At 64.8% G+C, this 17,560-nt stretch carries 17 protein-coding genes; 3 read left to right on the top strand and 14 right to left on the bottom strand.

Features of this window, described 5'->3' with window-relative positions; translation table 11 throughout:
• Positions 1–113: 113 nt before the first annotated feature.
• Positions 114–1,472, bottom strand: a complete 1,359-nt coding sequence (locus FB562_RS05095; RefSeq protein ID WP_141880152.1) for a replication-associated recombination protein A — start codon at positions 1,470–1,472, stop codon at positions 114–116.
• Positions 1,473–1,584: 112 nt separating this feature from the next.
• On the opposite strand from FB562_RS05095, the gene FB562_RS05090 reads away from it, so the two are divergent.
• The 3 genes from FB562_RS05090 (at position 1,585) to FB562_RS05080 (ending at position 4,403) form a co-directional block, all read left to right on the top strand.
• Positions 1,585–2,394, top strand: coding sequence for a peptidylprolyl isomerase (locus FB562_RS05090; protein WP_141880151.1), 810 nt, complete (start codon positions 1,585–1,587; stop codon positions 2,392–2,394).
• Positions 2,395–2,489: 95 nt separating this feature from the next.
• Entirely contained in the window at positions 2,490–3,722 is a 1,233-nt protein-coding gene (locus FB562_RS05085) for a DUF349 domain-containing protein (protein WP_185740460.1), read from the top strand.
• 120 nt (positions 3,723–3,842) lie between these two features.
• Positions 3,843–4,403 carry a hypothetical protein gene (locus FB562_RS05080; protein WP_141880150.1) on the top strand — a complete coding sequence of 187 codons (561 nt, stop codon included), beginning with the start codon at positions 3,843–3,845 and terminating at the stop codon, positions 4,401–4,403.
• Here the strand turns inward: FB562_RS05080 and FB562_RS05075 are convergent.
• From FB562_RS05075 to thrS, 13 genes are all read right to left on the bottom strand, one after another.
• On the bottom strand, positions 4,393–6,642 hold the full coding sequence (locus FB562_RS05075; RefSeq protein WP_141880149.1) for a RelA/SpoT family protein: 2,250 nt from the start codon (positions 6,640–6,642) through the stop codon (positions 4,393–4,395). The two genes, FB562_RS05080 and FB562_RS05075, sit on opposite strands and share 11 nt — an antisense overlap.
• Positions 6,643–6,686: 44 nt before the next feature.
• Positions 6,687–7,034, bottom strand: coding sequence for a rhodanese-like domain-containing protein (locus FB562_RS05070; RefSeq protein ID WP_141880148.1), 348 nt, complete (start codon positions 7,032–7,034; stop codon positions 6,687–6,689).
• A complete protein-coding gene (gene secF, locus FB562_RS05065) occupies positions 7,031–8,023 on the bottom strand; it encodes a protein translocase subunit SecF (RefSeq protein ID WP_141880147.1) in 993 nt (330 codons plus the stop codon). Before secF ends, FB562_RS05070 begins: the two co-directional genes overlap by 4 nt.
• Positions 8,023–9,747: a protein translocase subunit SecD gene (secD, locus tag FB562_RS05060; protein ID WP_141880146.1), complete on the bottom strand. Its 1,725-nt coding sequence runs from the start codon at positions 9,745–9,747 to the stop codon at positions 8,023–8,025. The genes secF and secD overlap by 1 nt, the downstream gene beginning before the upstream one ends.
• Before the next feature lie 99 nt (positions 9,748–9,846).
• The gene (gene yajC, locus FB562_RS05055) at positions 9,847–10,233 is read right to left on the bottom strand and encodes a preprotein translocase subunit YajC (RefSeq protein WP_141880145.1); all 387 of its coding nucleotides are present in this window, start codon (positions 10,231–10,233) and stop codon (positions 9,847–9,849) included.
• A 71-nt stretch (positions 10,234–10,304) separates the two neighbouring features.
• Positions 10,305–11,354 carry a Holliday junction branch migration DNA helicase RuvB gene (ruvB, locus tag FB562_RS05050; protein WP_141880144.1) on the bottom strand — a complete coding sequence of 350 codons (1,050 nt, stop codon included), beginning with the start codon at positions 11,352–11,354 and terminating at the stop codon, positions 10,305–10,307.
• Positions 11,351–11,977: a Holliday junction branch migration protein RuvA gene (gene ruvA / locus FB562_RS05045; protein WP_141880143.1), complete on the bottom strand. Its 627-nt coding sequence runs from the start codon at positions 11,975–11,977 to the stop codon at positions 11,351–11,353. Before ruvA ends, ruvB begins: the two co-directional genes overlap by 4 nt.
• 9 nt (positions 11,978–11,986) lie before the next feature.
• On the bottom strand, positions 11,987–12,577 hold the full coding sequence (gene ruvC / locus FB562_RS05040; RefSeq protein ID WP_141880142.1) for a crossover junction endodeoxyribonuclease RuvC: 591 nt from the start codon (positions 12,575–12,577) through the stop codon (positions 11,987–11,989).
• Between the two features lie 13 nt (positions 12,578–12,590).
• On the bottom strand, positions 12,591–13,355 hold the full coding sequence (locus tag FB562_RS05035; RefSeq protein ID WP_141880141.1) for a YebC/PmpR family DNA-binding transcriptional regulator: 765 nt from the start codon (positions 13,353–13,355) through the stop codon (positions 12,591–12,593).
• A 57-nt stretch (positions 13,356–13,412) separates the two neighbouring features.
• On the bottom strand, positions 13,413–14,036 hold the full coding sequence (gene pdxT / locus FB562_RS05030; RefSeq protein WP_141880140.1) for a pyridoxal 5'-phosphate synthase glutaminase subunit PdxT: 624 nt from the start codon (positions 14,034–14,036) through the stop codon (positions 13,413–13,415).
• A complete protein-coding gene (gene pdxS / locus FB562_RS05025) occupies positions 14,026–14,940 on the bottom strand; it encodes a pyridoxal 5'-phosphate synthase lyase subunit PdxS (RefSeq protein WP_141880139.1) in 915 nt (304 codons plus the stop codon). Before pdxS ends, pdxT begins: the two co-directional genes overlap by 11 nt.
• A 49-nt stretch (positions 14,941–14,989) precedes the next feature.
• Positions 14,990–15,553 carry an HIT family protein gene (locus FB562_RS05020; protein WP_141880138.1) on the bottom strand — a complete coding sequence of 188 codons (564 nt, stop codon included), beginning with the start codon at positions 15,551–15,553 and terminating at the stop codon, positions 14,990–14,992.
• Positions 15,553–17,508 (bottom strand): threonine--tRNA ligase, encoded by a 1,956-nt coding sequence (gene thrS, locus FB562_RS05015; protein ID WP_141880137.1) that lies wholly within the window; start codon positions 17,506–17,508, stop codon positions 15,553–15,555. The genes FB562_RS05020 and thrS overlap by 1 nt, the downstream gene beginning before the upstream one ends.
• Between the last annotated feature and the right edge of the window lie 52 nt (positions 17,509–17,560).

Below are 17,560 nucleotides of genomic sequence, written 5' to 3'. Positions count from 1 at the left end.
ATGGTGCCGCGGGCCGTCCGGCTAAAGGACGAGCCCATTCAGCGCTGGTATCGAGGCAGCCGTGCACGAATACCCACTGTAGGCATCCGCAACTCTATCATCTGTCGCAGCTTTCACCTGCCGCGGATGATGCGCAGCAGCTTTTCGAGGCGCGAGGAGACATCGCGCTCATTACCGTGATCGGTCGGCGTGTAGTAGCTCGCCCCCGCGAGCTCCGCAGGAAGATAGTCCTGCTGCACGACACCGAGTTCGGAGTCATGCGGATAGCGGTAACCCTTGCCGTGACCGAGTTTCTTCGCACCCGCGTAGTGGGCGTCCCTGAGATGCTTCGGGACCCGGCCGAAGTTGCCGGCCCGAACATCCGCGATCGCCGCGTTGATTCCCATGTACGAGGCATTCGACTTCGGCGCGGTGGCGAGATAGACGACCGCCTCCGCCAGCGGGATGCGACCCTCCGGCATGCCGATCATCTGCACGGCCGTCGCCGCCGCAGTGGCGATCACCAGCCCCTGAGGATCCGCCATGCCGATGTCCTCTGCTGCGCTCACGATGATGCGTCGAGCGATGAAACGCGGATCCTCCCCCGCCTCGATCATGCGCGCGAGGTAATGCAGGGCGGCATCCGGGTCAGATCCGCGGATCGACTTGATGAACGCGCTGATGACGTCGTAGTGCTCGTCGCCGTTGCGGTCGTAGCGCAGCAGCGCGCGATCGACGGCGAGCGACACCGTCTCTGAGGTGACGACGGGCTTCGCCTTCTTCTTCGCCGCAGTGCTCGACTCGCCAGTGGTGACAGAGAGGGCCGACTTGGATGCCGCCTCGAGCGCCGTGAGCGCCCGTCGCGCGTCCCCGGATGCGAGCCTGATGATGTCGGCCCGCGCGTCGGCAGCGAGTGTGACCTTGCCGTCAAGCCCCTGCGGAGCCACGACCGCCCGATCGACGAGGATGCCGAGATCTTCGTCGCTCAGCTGTTCAAGCGTCAGCAGCAGGGACCGGGACAGCAACGGCGAGATCACCGAGAACGACGGATTCTCGGTCGTCGCGGCGACAAGGATGACCCAACCGTTCTCCACACCGGGCAGGAGAGCATCCTGCTGTGCCTTTGTGAAGCGGTGGATCTCGTCGAGGAAGAGCACGGTCGACTGCCCGTACAGATCACGCTGTGACAGCGCAGACTCCATGACCTCGCGCACGTCCTTGACCCCTGCGGTGACAGCGGAGAGCTCCACGAAGCGGCGCCCCGAGCTGTGCGCTATCGCCTGGGCGAGGGTGGTCTTGCCTGTGCCGGGAGGGCCCCACAGGATGACGGAGACCGAACCCTCATCTCCCCCCGGCTCAGATGCGAGACTCACCAGCGGCGACCCGGGGGTCAGCAGATGTCGCTGCCCGGCGACCTCGTCGAGGCTCCGCGGACGCATCCTGACTGCGAGAGGCGTTGCGCCCGTATAGAGCCCGGGCTGTCCATCCACCATGCCTCAATCGTAGGCCGAGCGCCCGACATCCGACTGCATGTGCGGCATGGGCGTGCGGCGAGGGGCGTTCCGCTAAAGTTCTTGGGGGTTACCCCTACCCGACGGAGGACATGTGGCTGGCAGCAGGAACGGCGAGAAGGATGCGCGCGCATCGCGGGAACGACTCCGCGTCTACACAGCGCGGCGCACGGTGCACGAGAAGAGCGTGCAGAGGCGCAAGCGAGACAACCTGCTCGCCATACTCGCAGGCCTCGTGATCGTGGCTCTCGCGACGGTTGCACAGTTCACCTTCTTCACGGTGGGGCCTGGAGCCCCTGAGCCAACGCCGAGCGCGACAGCCGAACCCAGCGCCTCGCCCGATCCTGCGGCGGAGGGTGAGAACGTGGGAGACGTGCCCGATCCGGCGCTCGCGGAATCCCGCACCTGGACCGGCGAACTCGAACTGAACTCGGTTCCCCTTGCAATAGAGCTCGACGGGGCCGCAGCGCCGCAGGCCGTCGCCGCCTTCGTGCAGGAGGTCACCGACGACTACTTCGTAGACAAGAGCTGCCACCGACTCACCGACGGTGGCTTCTTCGTGCTGCAGTGCGGTTCTCTCGACGGAACGGGCGCCGGCGATCCGTCCTTCAGTTTCGGCCCGATCGAGAACGCGCCCGTCGATGACGTCTATGCTGCCGGCACGATCGCCATGGCTCGGGCCCAGGGTGACGCATACAGCAACGGTCGGCAGTTCTTCATCGTCTACGACGACACCACCATCCCCTCGGATGCCGCTGGCGGATACACCGTCATCGGCAAGGTCACCAGCGGACTCGACCAGCTCAAGGCTGAGATCACCGATGCAGGGCTCACTCCTGTCAACAGCGAGAACGACGGCACACCCGTCGTGCCGACGACCATCACTCGCGTCACGATCGGCTGACATCCGACGAAGCTGGCACCGTCGCCGGAAGCTGTGCAATAGGCTGGTGGCCGATCGGACGGCAGTGCCCGATTCCTGCTAGCTGAGGTGAGGCTTTGACGAACAACAACCAGGCACCGTGGGGTCGCGTCGACGAAACGGGAACCGTGTTCGTACGCGACGGAGACGATGAGCGTGCTGTCGGCCAGTATCCCGACGGAACGCCCGAGGAGGCGTTGGCCTACTTCGAGCGCAAGTACACCGATCTCGCCGGGCAGGTCACGCTCCTCGAACAGCGCATCAAACGCGGCACCCCGGGCGCAGACATCGCGAAGACCGTTGATGCCCTGCGGGAGACCGTCGCCTCGGCGAATGCCGTCGGCGATCTCGCTGCGCTTCGCACCCGGCTGGATGCCCTCGGTGGCTCGGTCGACGAGCTGACGGAGAAGCAGCAGGCCGAGAATCGTGCAGCCCTCGATGAGGCGATCGCCTATCGCACCGCTCTCGTCGCCGAGGCGGAGCAGCTTGCCGCTCAGGATCCCGCTCGAATCCAGTGGAAGCAGACGAGCAGCGCGCTCGACGAGCTCTTCGCTCGCTGGCAGAAGCATCAGCAGGATGGCCCGCGCCTCCCGAAGGGTGAGGGCAATGAGCTCTGGAAGCGCTTCAGGGCGGCCCGCACGACCATCGAATCCCACCGCAAGGCCTTCTTCGCAGATCTCGACGCGGTGCACAAGGAGGCTCGGGCACTCAAGCAGGAGCTTGTGGCCAAGGCCGAAGCGCTCGCGCCTCGCGGCGCCGACGGCATTCCCGAGTACCGTCGGCTTCTCGATGACTGGAAGGCGGCCGGGCGTGCCGGCAAGAAGGTCGACGATGCTCTCTGGGCCCGGTTCAAGACGGCGGGAGACGAGCTCTACTCCGCGAAGTCTGAGATCGATGCCCGTGACAACGTTGAGTTCGAGGAGAACCTTCGTCTCAAGGAGGAGCTCCTCACCGAGGCTGAGCCCCTGTTGAAGGCCACCAACCGTGACAGCGCGCGCACGACACTGCTGTCGATCCAGCGTCGCTGGGATGAGATCGGCAAGGTCCCCCGTGAAAAGGTCAAGCCCGTCGAGGACCGCCTGCGCAAGGTGGAGAACGCGGTCAAGAAGCTCGACGACGATCACTGGCAGCGCAACAACCCCGAGCGCAAGGCTCGGGCGGAGGGCCTCGCCAGCCAGCTTCAGGATGCGATCGCGAAGCTCGAGGACGAGCTCGAGCAGGCAAAGGCTGGCGGCGATGCCAAGAAGATCGCCGACGCACAGGAGGCTCTCGACGCTCGCAGGCTCTGGCTGGGTGTCATCGACGCCTGAGACGGTCGCTCCGTCGTGACGTGAGGCTCTGCTCCCTGACAAGGGGAGACATCCGAGAGACTCTCCACAGATTCCCTCGTCTCGTCAGATCGGCACGGCCGGTATGGCGATGATGGGGTCATGGCTTCCCGACTCTCCCCCGTCCTCTCAGCTCTCGACCTGCCGTGGGAGGAACTGCAGGCGGCACGCCTCGACGGCGAGGTCTTCGCGATCGATGACTGCTTCTCCCCCATCGACGAGTTCGAACGGGGAACGCACCGGGGAATGTCGCTCGCAGCGACGGTCTCGCACAAGCTCATTGCCGAGCGCAGGACGGCGGCGTGGATCCACGGGGCGCGCGCGAATCCGCCTGTCGTCCATCAGCTGTGTGTGTCGTTGTCTGCACGGGCACACGTTCCCTGGAACCCCAGGATCGCGGTCAGGGAGGTCGTCATCACTGCCGAGGAGATCCTCAGCATCGGCGGCTTCGCGGTCACGACGCCGATGCGTACCGTTCTCGACTATCTGAGGACATCCGCTGAATTCGACGAGGACGATGCCACCGAGGTGCGCGCGCTCATGCAGCTGGCACGCCTCGATCCCGCGACGTGTCGGGAGCAGATCGCATCTCGCCGCAACCTCCCGGGAAAGCAGCGGGCGCTTCAGCGGCTAATGACGCTCGAAAGTACCGTCAGGAGTTGACCCTGTAGACGTCGTAGACCGTGTCGATCCGGCGGACGGCGTTGAGCACGCGATCAAGATGGGTGGTGTCGCCCATCTCAAACACGAACTTGCTGATCGCGAGCCGATCGGTCGAGGTTGAGACCGTGGCCGACAGGATGTTCACATGATGCTCCGAGAGCACACGTGTCACATCGGAGAGCAGCCCGGAGCGGTCGAGCGCCTCGACCTGGATCTGGACCAGGAAGACGCTGGTGGAGGACGGAGCCCACTCGACGTCGACGATGCGTTCCGGCTCAAGACGAAGGGCTGCAACATTCACGCAGGCGGACTGATGGACGGACACACCGGACCCACGGGTGACGAAACCCATGATGGCGTCACCGGGCACCGGAGTGCAGCACTTCGCGAGCTTCACGAGGATGTCGGGAGCGCCCTTGACCAGGACGCCGGAGTTTCCGCTCGCACGCCGCTTGCCACGTCCGCGAGACAGCGGGATATCGGTCTCATCCGCTTCATTCTCCGCCTGGAGCGTTGCCATGATCTTCTCCAGCACGGACTGCGTGGAGACATGGCCTTCGCCGACGGCAGCGTAGAGCGCTGAGACGTCGTCATAGCGCAGCTGCGCGGCGACCTCGCTGATCGAGCCCTGGTTCATCAGCTTCTGCAGGGGAAGGTTCTGCTTGCGCATGGCGCGGGCAATCGCATCCTTGCCCTGTTCCATCGCCTCGTCGCGGCGCTCCTTGGTGAACCACTGACGGATCTTGTTGCGGGCGCGGGTGCTCTTGACGAAGGTCAGCCATCCCTGGCTGGGACCGGCATCCGGATTCTTCGAGGTGAACACCTCGACGACGTCTCCGCTGCCCAGCTCGCTCTCGAGCGGGACCAGGCGACCGTTGACCTTGGCGCCCATCGTGCGGTGCCCCACCTCGGTGTGCACGGCATACGCGAAGTCGACGGGCGTCGCACCGGCGGGTAGGCCGATGACCTTACCCTGCGGAGTGAAGACGTACACCTCCTTCGCGCCGATCTCGAAGCGCAGAGAGTCGAGGAACTCCCCCGCATCGGCTGTCTCCGCCTCCCAGTCGCGAATGTGGGCGAGCCAGGCCATGTCGGAGTCACCGGCCATCGGGCTGTCGGACGACTTGCCGCCGTTGACACGCTCCTTGTACTTCCAGTGAGCCGCGACACCGTATTCGGCCCGTTGGTGCATCTCGTCGGTGCGGATCTGGATCTCGACGGCTCGCCCCTTCGGGCCTATCACCGTGGTGTGCAGCGACTGGTAGAGGTTGAACTTCGGCGTCGCGATGTAGTCCTTGAAGCGCCCGGGGATCGGCGTCCATCTGGCGTGAATCGAGCCGAGCACCGCGTAACAGTCCCGTACAGAGTTCACGAGCACACGGATGCCCACCAGATCGTAGATCTCGTCGAAGTCCCGGCCGCGCAGAATCATCTTCTGGTAGATCGAGTAGTACTGCTTCGGCCGCCCGACGACGCGGCCCTTGATGCGCGCCGCCTTGAGATCCTCGTTCACGGCATCGATGACCTGTTGCACAAACTCCTCGCGCTGCGGGGTTCGCTGCTTGACGAGGCTTTCGATCTCGACGTAGAGCTTGGGATAGAGCACAGCGAAGGAGAGATCTTCAAGCTCCCACTTGATCGCCTGGATACCGAGGCGGTGAGCCAGCGGGGCGTAGATCTCGAGGGTCTCCTGAGCCTTGCGCTTGGCCGAGTCTGAGGACACGAAGCCCCAAGTGCGGGCATTGTGCAGTCGGTCTGCGAGCTTGATGACGAGCACGCGGATGTCCTTGGACATGGCCACGACCATCTTGCGGACGGTCTCGGCCTGGGCGCTGTCACCATATTTGAGCTTGTCGAGCTTGGTGACGCCGTCGACGAGCATCGCGACCTCGTCGCCGAAGTCCTTGCGCAGGAGGTCGAGTGTGTAGTCGGTGTCCTCGACGGTGTCATGCAGAAGGGCCGCGGCAAGGGTCCTGGGGCCGATCCCCAGCTCGGCAAGAATCTGGGCGACGGCAACAGGATGGGTGATGTAAGGCTCGCCGCTCTTGCGCAGTTGGCCTCGATGAGCGATCTCGGCGACCTGATAGGCGCGCTCGATGATGTCGACGTCCGCCTTCGGGTGATGCGCGCGGACGGTCCTGATCAGGTTCTCGATAGCGCCGGCGTACTGCGCTCGTGAGAACAGTCTCGGCAGAAGTAGGCGCCGAGCCGCAGGACTGTTAGTGCTGACCTCGGTCATGCCACCTCCTGCTGTTCAATGGTAAAACTACCACTGCAGCCGGGCTATTCCACGCCAGCGGGCCCCGGGCCCTCGCCGACGAGGTCACCACCCGCCCTGTTCCAGTCGATCATGCCGCCGGCGACGTTGACTGCGTCATAGCCCGCGTCGAGCAGGGCAGAGGTGACGCGGGCGGAGCGGGCGCCTGAACGACAGACGATGAGCAGTCGGCGTCCCGTTGGCACCTCGTGGATGCGGGACGAGAACTCGGACATCGGAATGTGGACAGCCAGAGGCGAATGCCCGCGATCCCACTCCTGCTGCTCGCGCACGTCGATGAGCAGTCCGGATGCCTCACGCCATGATGCATCCTGCGCGAGCTGCAGGGCCTCTGCCGCTGTGATCTCCGTCACTGCTGCTCCGCGACAGCCCGACGGTTCGCGAGCAGCTTGGTGCGCTGCTTCTTGATGCCCTCCTCGTTCTCACGCAGGTGCGCGTAGACCGGGGCAGCGATGAAGATCGTGGAGTAGGTGCCCACGAGGATTCCGATGAACAGGGCGAGCGAGATGTCGCGGAGTGTGCCGGCACCGAGCACGAAGGCTCCGATGAAGAGGATCGCCGCAACAGGCAGAACAGCGACGACGGAGGTGTTGATGGATCTCACGAGTGTCTGGTTGACGGCGAGGTTCACGGACTCCCCGAAGGTGCGGCTCGACTCGGAGCCGTCTTCTGAGGTGTTCTCGCGGATCTTGTCGAACACCACGACGGTGTCGTAGAGCGAATATCCGAGGATCGTGAGGAAGCCGATGACCGCTGCCGGGGTGACCTCGAAGCCGAGGATGCCGTAGACACCCGCAGTGATGATGAGGTCGTGCCCGAGCGCGATCAGGGCAGCAAGCGACATCTTCCAGGTGCGGAAGTATAGGGCCATCACGGCGCCCGCGAGGATGATGAAGACAATGAGTGCGCGGATCGACTGCCCTGTGACATCCGCCCCCCAGGTCGCTCCGATGAATGAGGAGTTGACCTGCTCGGTGGGCACATTGTAGGCCGTGGCGAGTGCCGACTTGATCTCGAGGGCCTCGTCATCGGTCACGGTGTCGGTCTGGATGCGAACGTTCTGACCACCGACGATCGTCACGCGGGGGTTCGCATTGGAGACGATCGCCTTGACAGCATCCTCACCGATCGCCTGATCGGTGGTCGCTGCCGACTCGACCTGGAACTCGGACCCGCCGCGGAACTCGATTCCGAACTGGAAGCCACCTCGAAGGAACGGGCCGGCCACGGAGATGAGGATCATGATCGCGGCGACGATGTACCAGACACGCCGTTTTCCGACGATGTCGTAGGACCTCTTGCCGGTGTAGAGGTCGTTGCCGAACTGGGAGAAGCTGGCCATCAGGAATCCTTCCCCTTCGGAGCGCTGGTCGACTGCTCCGCAGCCTTGCGCTCGGCGATCGTCTGTCGGCGTGCTGCCTCGCGACTGGCACCCGCGGTCTTCTTACTCAGAGCTGCCGCAGGCTCCCGGAACTGTGCTCGCCCTCGGTAGACGGCACCCAGGGCGCGGGGGTCCAATCCGCTGAAGCGATGTCCCTCGCCGAAGAAGCGGGTCTTGGCGAGCAACTGGAGCACCGGATGCGTGAACAGCGAAACCACGACGATGTCGATGATGGTCGTGATGCCGAGGGTCAACGCGAAACCGCGCACATTGCCGACGGCAAGCACGAACAGGATCGCCGCAGCGAGGAAGTTGACGGTGTCTGAGGCGAGGACGGTGCGGAATGCACGCTTCCATCCTGACTCGACCGCCGAGTCCAGCGCGCGCCCGTCTCTGAGTTCATCTCGGATGCGCTCGAAGTAGACGATGAAGGAGTCCGCGGTGATACCGATCGACACGATGAGGCCGGCGACGCCGGCGAGGGAGAGTCGATAGCCTTCGCGCCACGACAGCAGGTTGATGACGAGGTAGACGATCACCGCAGCCACCGTCAGCGACGCGACCGTGACGAGGCCGAGAGTGCGGTACTGGAACAGTGAGTACACCACAACGAGCGCGAGGCCGATGAGTCCGGCCAGAAGGCCGCTGTAGAGCTGGCTGGTGCCCAGCGTGGCAGAAATGTTCTCGTTGCTCTGCACCACGAAGCCGATCGGAAGCGCGCCGAACTTGAGTTGGTCGGCCAGTGTCTTGGAGGTGTCCTGCGTGAAGTTTCCGGTGATCTGGGGTTTGCCGTTGGTGATCACGGCGTTCGTCGTCGGGGCGGAGATGACGCTGCCGTCGAGCACGATCGCGAACTGGTTCTGCACTCCGGTCATCGAGAAGAGGCGCGTCGTGACCTCGGAGAACTCCTTGCTGCCCTCGTCATCGAAGATGATGTTGACGCCCCACTGGCCCGTGCTGACGCCCTGGCTGTTGGCCACCAGGCTGTGCGTCGCATCCGCGATCCGTTCGCCGGAGACCTCGACCGGGCCCAGGATGTACTTCGCGGTGCGCGTGTCGTCGCAGGTGATCAGCGGTTCGTCGGCCGGGGCGACATTCGTGCCAGCTTCGTCGAGCGTCGCGCAGTCGAAGTTCGTGTACTGGTCTTCGAGCGCGGGCGTGATCCAGTTCAGGTCGCTCGCATTGCTCGGACTCACGCTCGGGGTGCTGCTGAGGCTCTCCGTGGGCTGCTCCGCCTCGGGCGTCGCAGACGGGGCGCCGGAGGCGTCGCCCATCGAGCCGGTGGAGGCACCGGATGCCACCAGAACAGGCCGGAACTCGAGCTTTGCGGATGACTCGATACGGTCGAGCGTCTCACGGTCGGGCGTGCCCGGGATGGAGACGACGATGTTCTGGGTGCCCTGCGTGTTGATCTCGGCCTCAGAGACGCCGGAGGCGTTGATTCTCTGGCGGATGATCGAGACCGCCTGATCGAGCTGCTCGCCTGTCACCTGCTGCCCGCTCTCGAGCTGAGGTGCAAGGATGATCTGCGTGCCGCCCTCTAGGTCGAGCGCGAGCTTCGGGGTCCAGCCGGAGCCCTGCCACAGAACGCCACCGGCGTTGAGGGCGATGAGGCCGACGATGATCACGCCGAGCCAGGTCAGGGAACGCCAGGCCTTCTTGACCGGGGTCGATCGTGGTGCCACCGAGGACTCAGCTTCCTTCGCCCCGGCTCGGCAGAGTCGGGGGCGAATCAAATCGGGAGTGTTGGCCGGATGAAGTCCGACCCCACAGAACTTTAGTGCCTAGGAGTCGCGCTTGTCCGCACCGTCATCGTCGGCGCTGTCGGCCTTGTCGACGCGCTCACCGAACGCTGGCTCGCTGTCGTCATCGAGCTCGACCGAATCGGTGGTGTCTTCCGCCTCGACGGCGTCGTCTTCCACGACCTTGAGGATCGTCTGACGGTGCACGCGCAGCACAGTTCCCGGCGTGGTCTCGACAAGAGCCTCATTGCTCTCCTCGTCGATCGACAACAGCGTGCCGTACAGGCCGAACTGCGTCATGATCTCGGCTCCTGGCACCATCTTGGACTGCAGCTTCTCCTGCTCTGCGCGCCGCTTCTTCGAGTTGCGGAACTGGAAGAAGATGAAGAGGGCCAAAACGGCGACCATGACGATGAGCAACGGATCCATGTGGAGCAGAGCCTTCCGGGGAGTTTGTGGATGGTGGGCGCTAGACGATTGCGCAAACGACCATCGTTAAACTATAGGCCATCCCCTGAGTGCCCCGCCGCCTGTGGGCTGAGGCCGAAATGCTCCCACGCCGACCGGGTCGCAACCCTCCCGCGTGGCGTCCGCGTTATGAGACCGACGCGCACGAGGAACGGCTCGACCACCGACTCGATGGTCTCGGCCTCCTCCCCGACGGAGGCTGCGAGGGTTCCGAGCCCGACCGGCCCACCGTCGAAGCGTTGGAGAACAGTCATGAGCACGGCACGGTCGAGGCGGTCGAGTCCGCGTTCGTCGACGTCGTAGAGCTTCAGTGCCGCATTGACGGCTTCGAGCCCGTCGGATCGGTGCACGAGCGAGTAATCTCGCACCCGTCGGAGCAGACGGTTGGCGATACGAGGCGTTCCCCTGCTCCGCCCGGCGATCTCGGCGAGCGAACCGCTGTCGATCCGTAGCTCGAGCATGTGCGCGGCGCGCGTGATCACCTGCTCGAGTTCGCCGTCGGAATAGAACTCGAGGTGTGCGGTGAAGCCGAAGCGATCACGCAGCGGGTTCGGCAGGAGGCCGGCCCGGGTCGTCGCACCAACGAGGGTGAACGGCGCGAGATCGAGCGGAATCGAGGTTGCCCCTGCCCCTTTGCCGACCATGATGTCGATCCTGAAATCCTCCATCGCGAGATAGAGCATCTCCTCCGCCGAGCGCGCCATGCGATGGATCTCGTCGATGAACAGCACTTCTCCGGGCAGCAGAGACGAGAGCAACGCCGCCAGATCACCCGCATGCTGGATGGCTGGGCCGCTGGACATGCGAAGTTGTCGCCCACTCTCGTGGGCGACGATCATGGCAAGCGTCGTCTTGCCGAGGCCGGGTGGCCCGGCAAGCAGGATGTGGTCGGGGGTCCTGTTCTGCATCGAGGCGGCCTGCAGCAACAGCTCAAGCTGTGCCCGCACCTTCGACTGCCCGACGAACTCGGCGAGCGACTTCGGGCGAAGCGCACCCTCGAAGGCGAGCTCGGCCTGCGACTCGGGCATGGGAGTCACGATGTCGGGACCCGCCCCGACCTCGTCGAAGTCGGCGGCGCTCATGCGTCGACCGCCGAATCACGCCGCGGAATCTGGCCGGGCCCCAGAGTGCCGAGCGCGATGCGCAGCAACTGCTGCACACTCGTGCCGGGTGCGGCATCGGTCACTGCCTCCTCCGAAACCTGCGAAGCGACCTTCTCGCTCCACCCGAGGCCGACCAGGGCGGCGACGAGGCTCTCAGTCGTGGCGTCGGCACCGGTACGGATGGTTGTGGCGGGGGCGGCAGGGCGCAGCAGTTTTCCGGTCAGTGAGAGCACGATGAGCTTCGCCGTCTTAGGCCCGATGCCCGAGACCTTGCGGAAGGCGGCGTCATCGTCATCCGCGACGGCAATGGCGACCTGGTCGGGAGTCATGGCGGAGAGCACTCCCATGGCCGATTTCGGCCCGACGCCGGTGACGCTCCGGAGGAGATCGAACACCCGCAGACCCTCCGCCTCACTGAATCCGAAGAGTGCGAGATCGTCTTCGCGCACGATGAGCGCCGTCAAGACCATCGCCTCGGCACCCGCTCTGAGAGACATTGCATGCTGTGGGGTCACGGTGATGGCGAGGCCGACTCCCCCGACCTCGATCACCGCAGTGGTGCCGGATGCTGACAGCACGATGCCGCGGACGGATGAGATCATGCCCCAAGCCTACGAGGGGCCGCCGACTTTCTTCGCACTGCTGCGCTCGGCGGCGCGCCACGCCCTCTGAGCGGGGGTGAGGGCATCCTGTGCTGCCGCCGTACCCCCGGAAGAGCCGCCAGCAGACCCCCGCCAGGCGTGGCAGAGCGCGAGCGCGAGCGCATCGGCGGCGTCCGCAGGCTGCGGAGGGGCGTCGAGCCTGAGGATGCGCGCAACCATCGTCGCAACCTGCTTCTTGTCAGCCGTGCCGTAACCGGTGACCGCCGCCTTCACCTCGGAAGGCGTGTGCAGCCCCACCCGCAGACCGCGCGCAGCCGCCATGTGGAGTGCCACGCCGCTCGCCTGGGCGGTGCCCATGACGGTGCGGAGGTTGTGCTGCGCGAAGACCCGCTCCAAGGCGACCGCCGTCGGGGCGAACTCCTCGATGATGGCCTGGATGCCCTCGCCGATCAGCAGCAGCCGTCGCTCGAGTTCCATCTCGGGCGGGGTGCGGATGACCCCGTAGTGCACGAGCCGTGCTGAGCGATCGGGCTCGACGTCGACGACCCCGACCCCGCAGCGCGTGAGTCCGGGATCGATGCCCAGCACCCTGAGGGTCATCTGCGGGTCGCGACTACTCGTCGTCTGCGTCGAGTTCGGCCTGTGTCTCAGCGCTAACCGAGTAGTTGGCGAAGATGTTCTGCACATCGTCGAGGTCTTCAAGGGCGTCGATCAGCTTGAACACCTTGCGTGCGGTCTCCGCATCGACCTCGACGCTGAGGTTGGGAACGAACTCCGCCTCTGATGAGTCGTAGTCGATTCCCGCCTCCTGCAGAGCAGTACGGGCGGCGACCAGTTCGCTCGGTTCGGTGATCACCTCGAAGCCCGCGCCGCGATCGGCGACCTCTTCAGCCCCCGCGTCGAGGACGGCCATGAGGATGTCGTCCTCGCTCACATCATCCGTCTTCGTGATGGAGATGACGCCCTTGCGGTTGAAGTTGTAGGCGACGCTGCCCGGGTCGGCCATGTTGCCGCCATTGCGGGTCATCGCGGTGCGAACCTCTGCGGCGGCACGGTTCTTGTTGTCGGTGAGGCACTCGATGAGCAGCGCGACGCCGCCCTGCGCGTAGCCCTCATACATGATCGTCGCGTAGTCGATCGACTCGCCGCTGAGCCCGGCGCCACGCTTGACGGCCCGATCGATGTTGTCGTTGGGGACCGAGGTCTTCTTGGCCTTCTGGATGGCGTCGACGAGTGTCGGGTTGCCGGAGAGATCGGCACCGCCCATCTTCGCCGCGACCTCGATGTTCTTGATGAGCTTCGCAAACGACTTCGCGCGGCGCGAGTCGATGATCGCCTTCTTGTGCTTCGTGGTTGCCCACTTGGAGTGACCTGACATGCTCAACATTCTAAGTGAGAGGCGCAGGACTCCTCACGTCACCGGGCGGACCGGCGCTCAGGCGTGGATGTGGCCGCGAACCTTCTGCAGAAAGTAGTCGTGGAATCTGTGGTCGCTGGTGACCTCCGGGTGGAAGGATGTGCCGAGCAGATTTCCCTGCTCGACTGCCACAACCCTCCCGTCTTCGAGCGCGGCCAGAACAGACACGCCCTCCCCCACAGATTCGACGACGGGCGCACGGATGAACACGGCATGAAGCGGATGCTCGCCCAGCGCCGGAATGTCGAGATCGGTTTCGAAGGAGTCGAGCTGGGAGCCGAACGCGTTGCGGCGTACGGCGATGTCCAGCCCGCCGAGAGACTGCTGCCCCTCCGCCCCGTCGAGGATCTCGCGTGACAGCATGATGAGCCCCGCGCAGGTCCCGTACACCGGAAGCCCCTCGGCGATCTTCTGTTTCAAGGGTTCCGAAAGCCCGAATGAGCGTGACAGTTTGTCCATGACGGTCGATTCCCCGCCCGGGATGACGAGCCCGTCGATCTCATCGAGCTCGGATGAGCGGCGCACGGCGACCGTGACCGCCCCCAGCTCCGCGAGCACCCGCCGGTGCTCGCGGAAGTCGCCCTGGAGCGCGAGAACTCCGATGCGGGGGCTGTCGTGCTGCGTCGTCGCGCTACCAGCCACGCTCGGAGAGACGGTGCGGAGCGGCCAGATCGGCGACGTTGATGCCGACCATCGCCTCGCCCAGACCGCGAGAGGTCTCGGCGATGACGGCGGGGTCGTCGAAGAACGTCGTCGCCTTCACGATCGCGGCAGCGCGCTTGGCCGGATCACCGGACTTGAAGATGCCAGAGCCGACGAAGACGCCGTCGGCGCCGAGCTGCATCATGAGCGCAGCATCCGCTGGCGTCGCGACGCCCCCCGCGGTGAAGAGAACGACGGGAAGGGTGCCGGTCTTCGCAACCTCAAGCACGAGGTCATACGGCGCCTGAAGATCCTTCGCGGCAACGTAGAGTTCGTCGTTGCTCAGTGAGGCGAGGCGGGCGATCTCCCGCTTGATGGTGCGGATGTGCTTCGTCGCCTCGGAGACGTCGCCGGTGCCGGCCTCGCCCTTGGAACGGATCATGGCCGCGCCCTCGTTGATGCGACGCAGCGCCTCACCGAGGTTGGTCGCGCCGCAGACGAAAGGAACCGTGAACGGCCACTTGTCGATGTGGTTGACATAGTCGGCCGGACTCAGAACCTCCGACTCGTCGATGTAGTCAACGCCGAGCGACTGCAGCACCTGTGCTTCGACGAAGTGGCCGATGCGGGCCTTGGCCATGACGGGGATCGACACCGTCTCGATGATGCCGTCGATGAGGTCGGGGTCGCTCATGCGGGCCACGCCGCCCTGCGAACGGATGTCGGCGGGAACGCGCTCGAGAGCCATGACGGCGACGGCGCCGGCATCCTCTGCGATCTTCGCCTGCTCGGCGTTGACGACGTCCATGATGACGCCGCCCTTGAGCATCTCCGCAAGGCCTCGCTTGACCCGGTTCGACCCGACGCCCGCGGTCGTGTCGTTGTTCTGTGTGCTGTCAACCATGGTGGTGATTCTACCTTCGTGTGGTGGTGGGGGTTACGGCGTATGGCCGCTATGCGGGCCAGGCCGAGGAGATCTCGTCCCGGACCTCGCCGAGCAGCTTCGGCATGGCTTTGGTGCGCGCGATGATCGGGAAGAAATTGGAGTCGAGCGGCCAGCGGGGCACGATGTGCTGATGCAGATGGCCCGCTATTCCTGCGCCGGCGATCTGCCCCTGGTTCATGCCGATGTTGAAGCCTTCGCAGGACGACGTCGCGGTGAGCACAGCCATGGCCGTCTGGGTGAGGCTGCCGATCTCGGCCACCTCCTCGGGCGATGCCTCGTCGTAACTTGCGATGTGCCGGTACGGGCATACGAGGAGATGGCCGGAGTTGTAGGGGAAGAGATTGAGCAGAACGTAGGCGTGCTGCCCGCGTGCCACGATCAGGGCGTCCTCGTCGGACTTGCCCGGGGCGAGGCAGAAGGGGCAAGCGTCCGCATCCGGCTGCTGCCCGTCCTCGACGTAGACGAGGCGGTGCGGGGTCCACAGACGTTGGAAGGTATCCGGCGTGGCCGCGAAATCGGCCCCCTTCTCAACCTCGAAGCCTGCGAACTCGTCGGGATCGTATGAGGCCATCACACCTGCACCTTGGTGCGGATGGCCTCCAGGATGCGGTCGATCGCCTCGTCGACGGGCACACCGTTCTCCTGCCGGCCGTCGCGGAACCTGAAGCTGACGGCACCTGCGGCGCGGTCCTCCTCGCCGGCGATCAGCTGGAACGGCACCTTCGCCTTGGTGTGGGTGCGAATCTTCTTGGGCATCCGATCGCTTGAGAGATCCGCTTCGGCGCGCACGCCACGGGACCGGAGCCGGGTGATGACATCGGCGAGGTACTCGTTATATTCCTCGGCGACGGGCACGCCCACTACCTGAACGGGCGAGAGCCAGACGGGGAATGCCCCCGCATAGTGCTCGAGCAGGATTGCAAAGAAGCGTTCGATCGAGCCGAGAAGCGCACGGTGGATCATGACCGGCTGCTGCCGGGAGCCATCGGATGCGGTGTACTCGAGGTCAAACAGGGCAGGCTGGTTGAAGTCCAGCTGCACCGTTGAGAGCTGCCAGGTGCGCCCGATGGCGTCACGCGCCTGAACCGAGATCTTGGGCCCGTAGAACGCGGCGCCACCCGGGTCGGCGACAAGCTCGAGCCCTGACTCGATGCCCACCTGACGAAGGGTCTCCGTCGCCTCTTCCCACTGTTCGTCAGTGCCGACGGACTTCTCGGGGTCGCGCGTCGACAGCTCAAGATAGAAGTCGTTGAGACCGTAGCCGCGCAGCGTCTCGAAGACGAACTCGAGCTGACTCTTGATCTCGTCCTTGACCTGGTCTGGGGTCACGTAGATGTGGGCGTCGTCCTGAGTGAGGCCGCGCACGCGGGTCAGTCCAGAGAGCGTGCCGCTCTTCTCATAGCGGTACACGGTGCCGAACTCGGCGAGTCGCAGGGGCAGCTCACGGTAGCTGCGGCCGCGCGCCCTGAAGATCAGGTTGTGGAACGGGCAGTTCATGGGCTTCAGGTAGTAGTCCTGGCCCTGCTTGGTGATGTTGCCCTCGGCATCCTGCTCCTCGTCAAGGTGCATCGCCGGGAACATCCCGTCCTTGTACCAGTTCAGGTGCTGGCTGGTCTCGAAGAGGTGCCCCTTGGTGATGTGGGGCGTGTTGACGAGTTCATAGTCGTTCTCGAGCAGGCGCTCGCGCATGAACTGTTCGATCTCGTGACGGATGATGCCGCCGCGCGGGTGGAACACCGCGAGGCCGGAGCCGATCTCGTCGGGGAACGAGAACAGGTCGAGCTCTGCGCCGAGCTTGCGGTGATCGCGCTTGGCGGCCTCCTCAAGGCGGGTCGTGTGAGCCCTGAGCTCATCCTTGGTGGGCCATGCCGTGCCATAGACGCGCTGAAGCTGCTTGTTCTTCTCCGAACCACGCCAGTATGCGGCGGCGGTGCGCATGAGCTTCCAGCCGTTGCCGATCATGCGGGTGTTCGGCAGATGCGGGCCCCGGCACAGGTCCTTCCAGACCGTCTCGCCGCTCTTCGGATCGACATTGTCGTAGATGGTCAGCTCGCCGGCACCCACCTCGACGGACTCATTGTCGCCACCTTCGGATGCGCTGCCCTTGAGACCGATGAGTTCCAGCTTGTACGGTTCACCCGCGAGCTCGGCCCTGGCCTCGTCGTCGGTGACGACACGACGGACGAAACGCTGGCCCTGCTTGACGATGCGTTCCATCGCCTTCTCGAAGGCCTTCAGATCCTCGGGAGTGAACGGCTCCTCGACATCGAAGTCGTAGTAGAAGCCATCGGTGATGGGCGGGCCGATGCCGAGCTTCGCCTCGGGGTTGATGGATTGGATCGCCTGAGCCGCGACATGCGCCGCAGAGTGACGCAGGATGTTCAGGCCGTCCTGCGAATCGATCGTCACCGCTTCGACGTCGTCACCTGTCGTGACCGTCGCAGCGAGATCTTTCAGCTCGCCGTTGACGCGCATTGCGACGATCGAACGGTCCGTGAAGAGGTCGAATCCTGTCTGCTGGCTCATTCGGCCAAGTTTAGTGGGGCATCCGGGGTCGTCTTAACGCCGAAAGCCCCCG

Origin of the sequence: Homoserinimonas aerilata (assembly GCF_006716125.1) — a bacterium.
Taxonomy (GTDB): Bacteria; Actinomycetota; Actinomycetes; order Actinomycetales; family Microbacteriaceae; genus Homoserinimonas; species Homoserinimonas aerilata.
Note: the sequence above shows the minus strand (reverse complement) of the source record. Positions and strands in the feature narration are given on the sequence as shown.

What these genes read in the sequence shown, in the direction of transcription:
- FB562_RS05095 (WP_141880152.1), bottom strand. Translation starts at nt 1,472, where the DNA reads ATGGTGGATGGACAGCCCGGGCTCTATACGGGCGCAACGCCTCTCGCA.
- FB562_RS05080 (WP_141880150.1), top strand. Translation starts at nt 3,843, where the DNA reads ATGGCTTCCCGACTCTCCCCCGTCCTCTCAGCTCTCGACCTGCCGTGG.
- FB562_RS05075 (WP_141880149.1), bottom strand. Translation starts at nt 6,642, where the DNA reads ATGACCGAGGTCAGCACTAACAGTCCTGCGGCTCGGCGCCTACTTCTG.
- secF (WP_141880147.1), bottom strand. Translation starts at nt 8,023, where the DNA reads ATGGCCAGCTTCTCCCAGTTCGGCAACGACCTCTACACCGGCAAGAGG.
- yajC (WP_141880145.1), bottom strand. Translation starts at nt 10,233, where the DNA reads ATGGATCCGTTGCTCATCGTCATGGTCGCCGTTTTGGCCCTCTTCATC.
- ruvB (WP_141880144.1), bottom strand. Translation starts at nt 11,354, where the DNA reads ATGAGCGCCGCCGACTTCGACGAGGTCGGGGCGGGTCCCGACATCGTG.
- ruvA (WP_141880143.1), bottom strand. Translation starts at nt 11,977, where the DNA reads ATGATCTCATCCGTCCGCGGCATCGTGCTGTCAGCATCCGGCACCACT.
- ruvC (WP_141880142.1), bottom strand. Translation starts at nt 12,577, where the DNA reads ATGACCCTCAGGGTGCTGGGCATCGATCCCGGACTCACGCGCTGCGGG.
- FB562_RS05035 (WP_141880141.1), bottom strand. Translation starts at nt 13,355, where the DNA reads ATGTCAGGTCACTCCAAGTGGGCAACCACGAAGCACAAGAAGGCGATC.
- pdxS (WP_141880139.1), bottom strand. Translation starts at nt 14,940, where the DNA reads ATGGTTGACAGCACACAGAACAACGACACGACCGCGGGCGTCGGGTCG.
- FB562_RS05020 (WP_141880138.1), bottom strand. Translation starts at nt 15,553, where the DNA reads ATGGCCTCATACGATCCCGACGAGTTCGCAGGCTTCGAGGTTGAGAAG.
- thrS (WP_141880137.1), bottom strand. Translation starts at nt 17,508, where the DNA reads ATGAGCCAGCAGACAGGATTCGACCTCTTCACGGACCGTTCGATCGTC.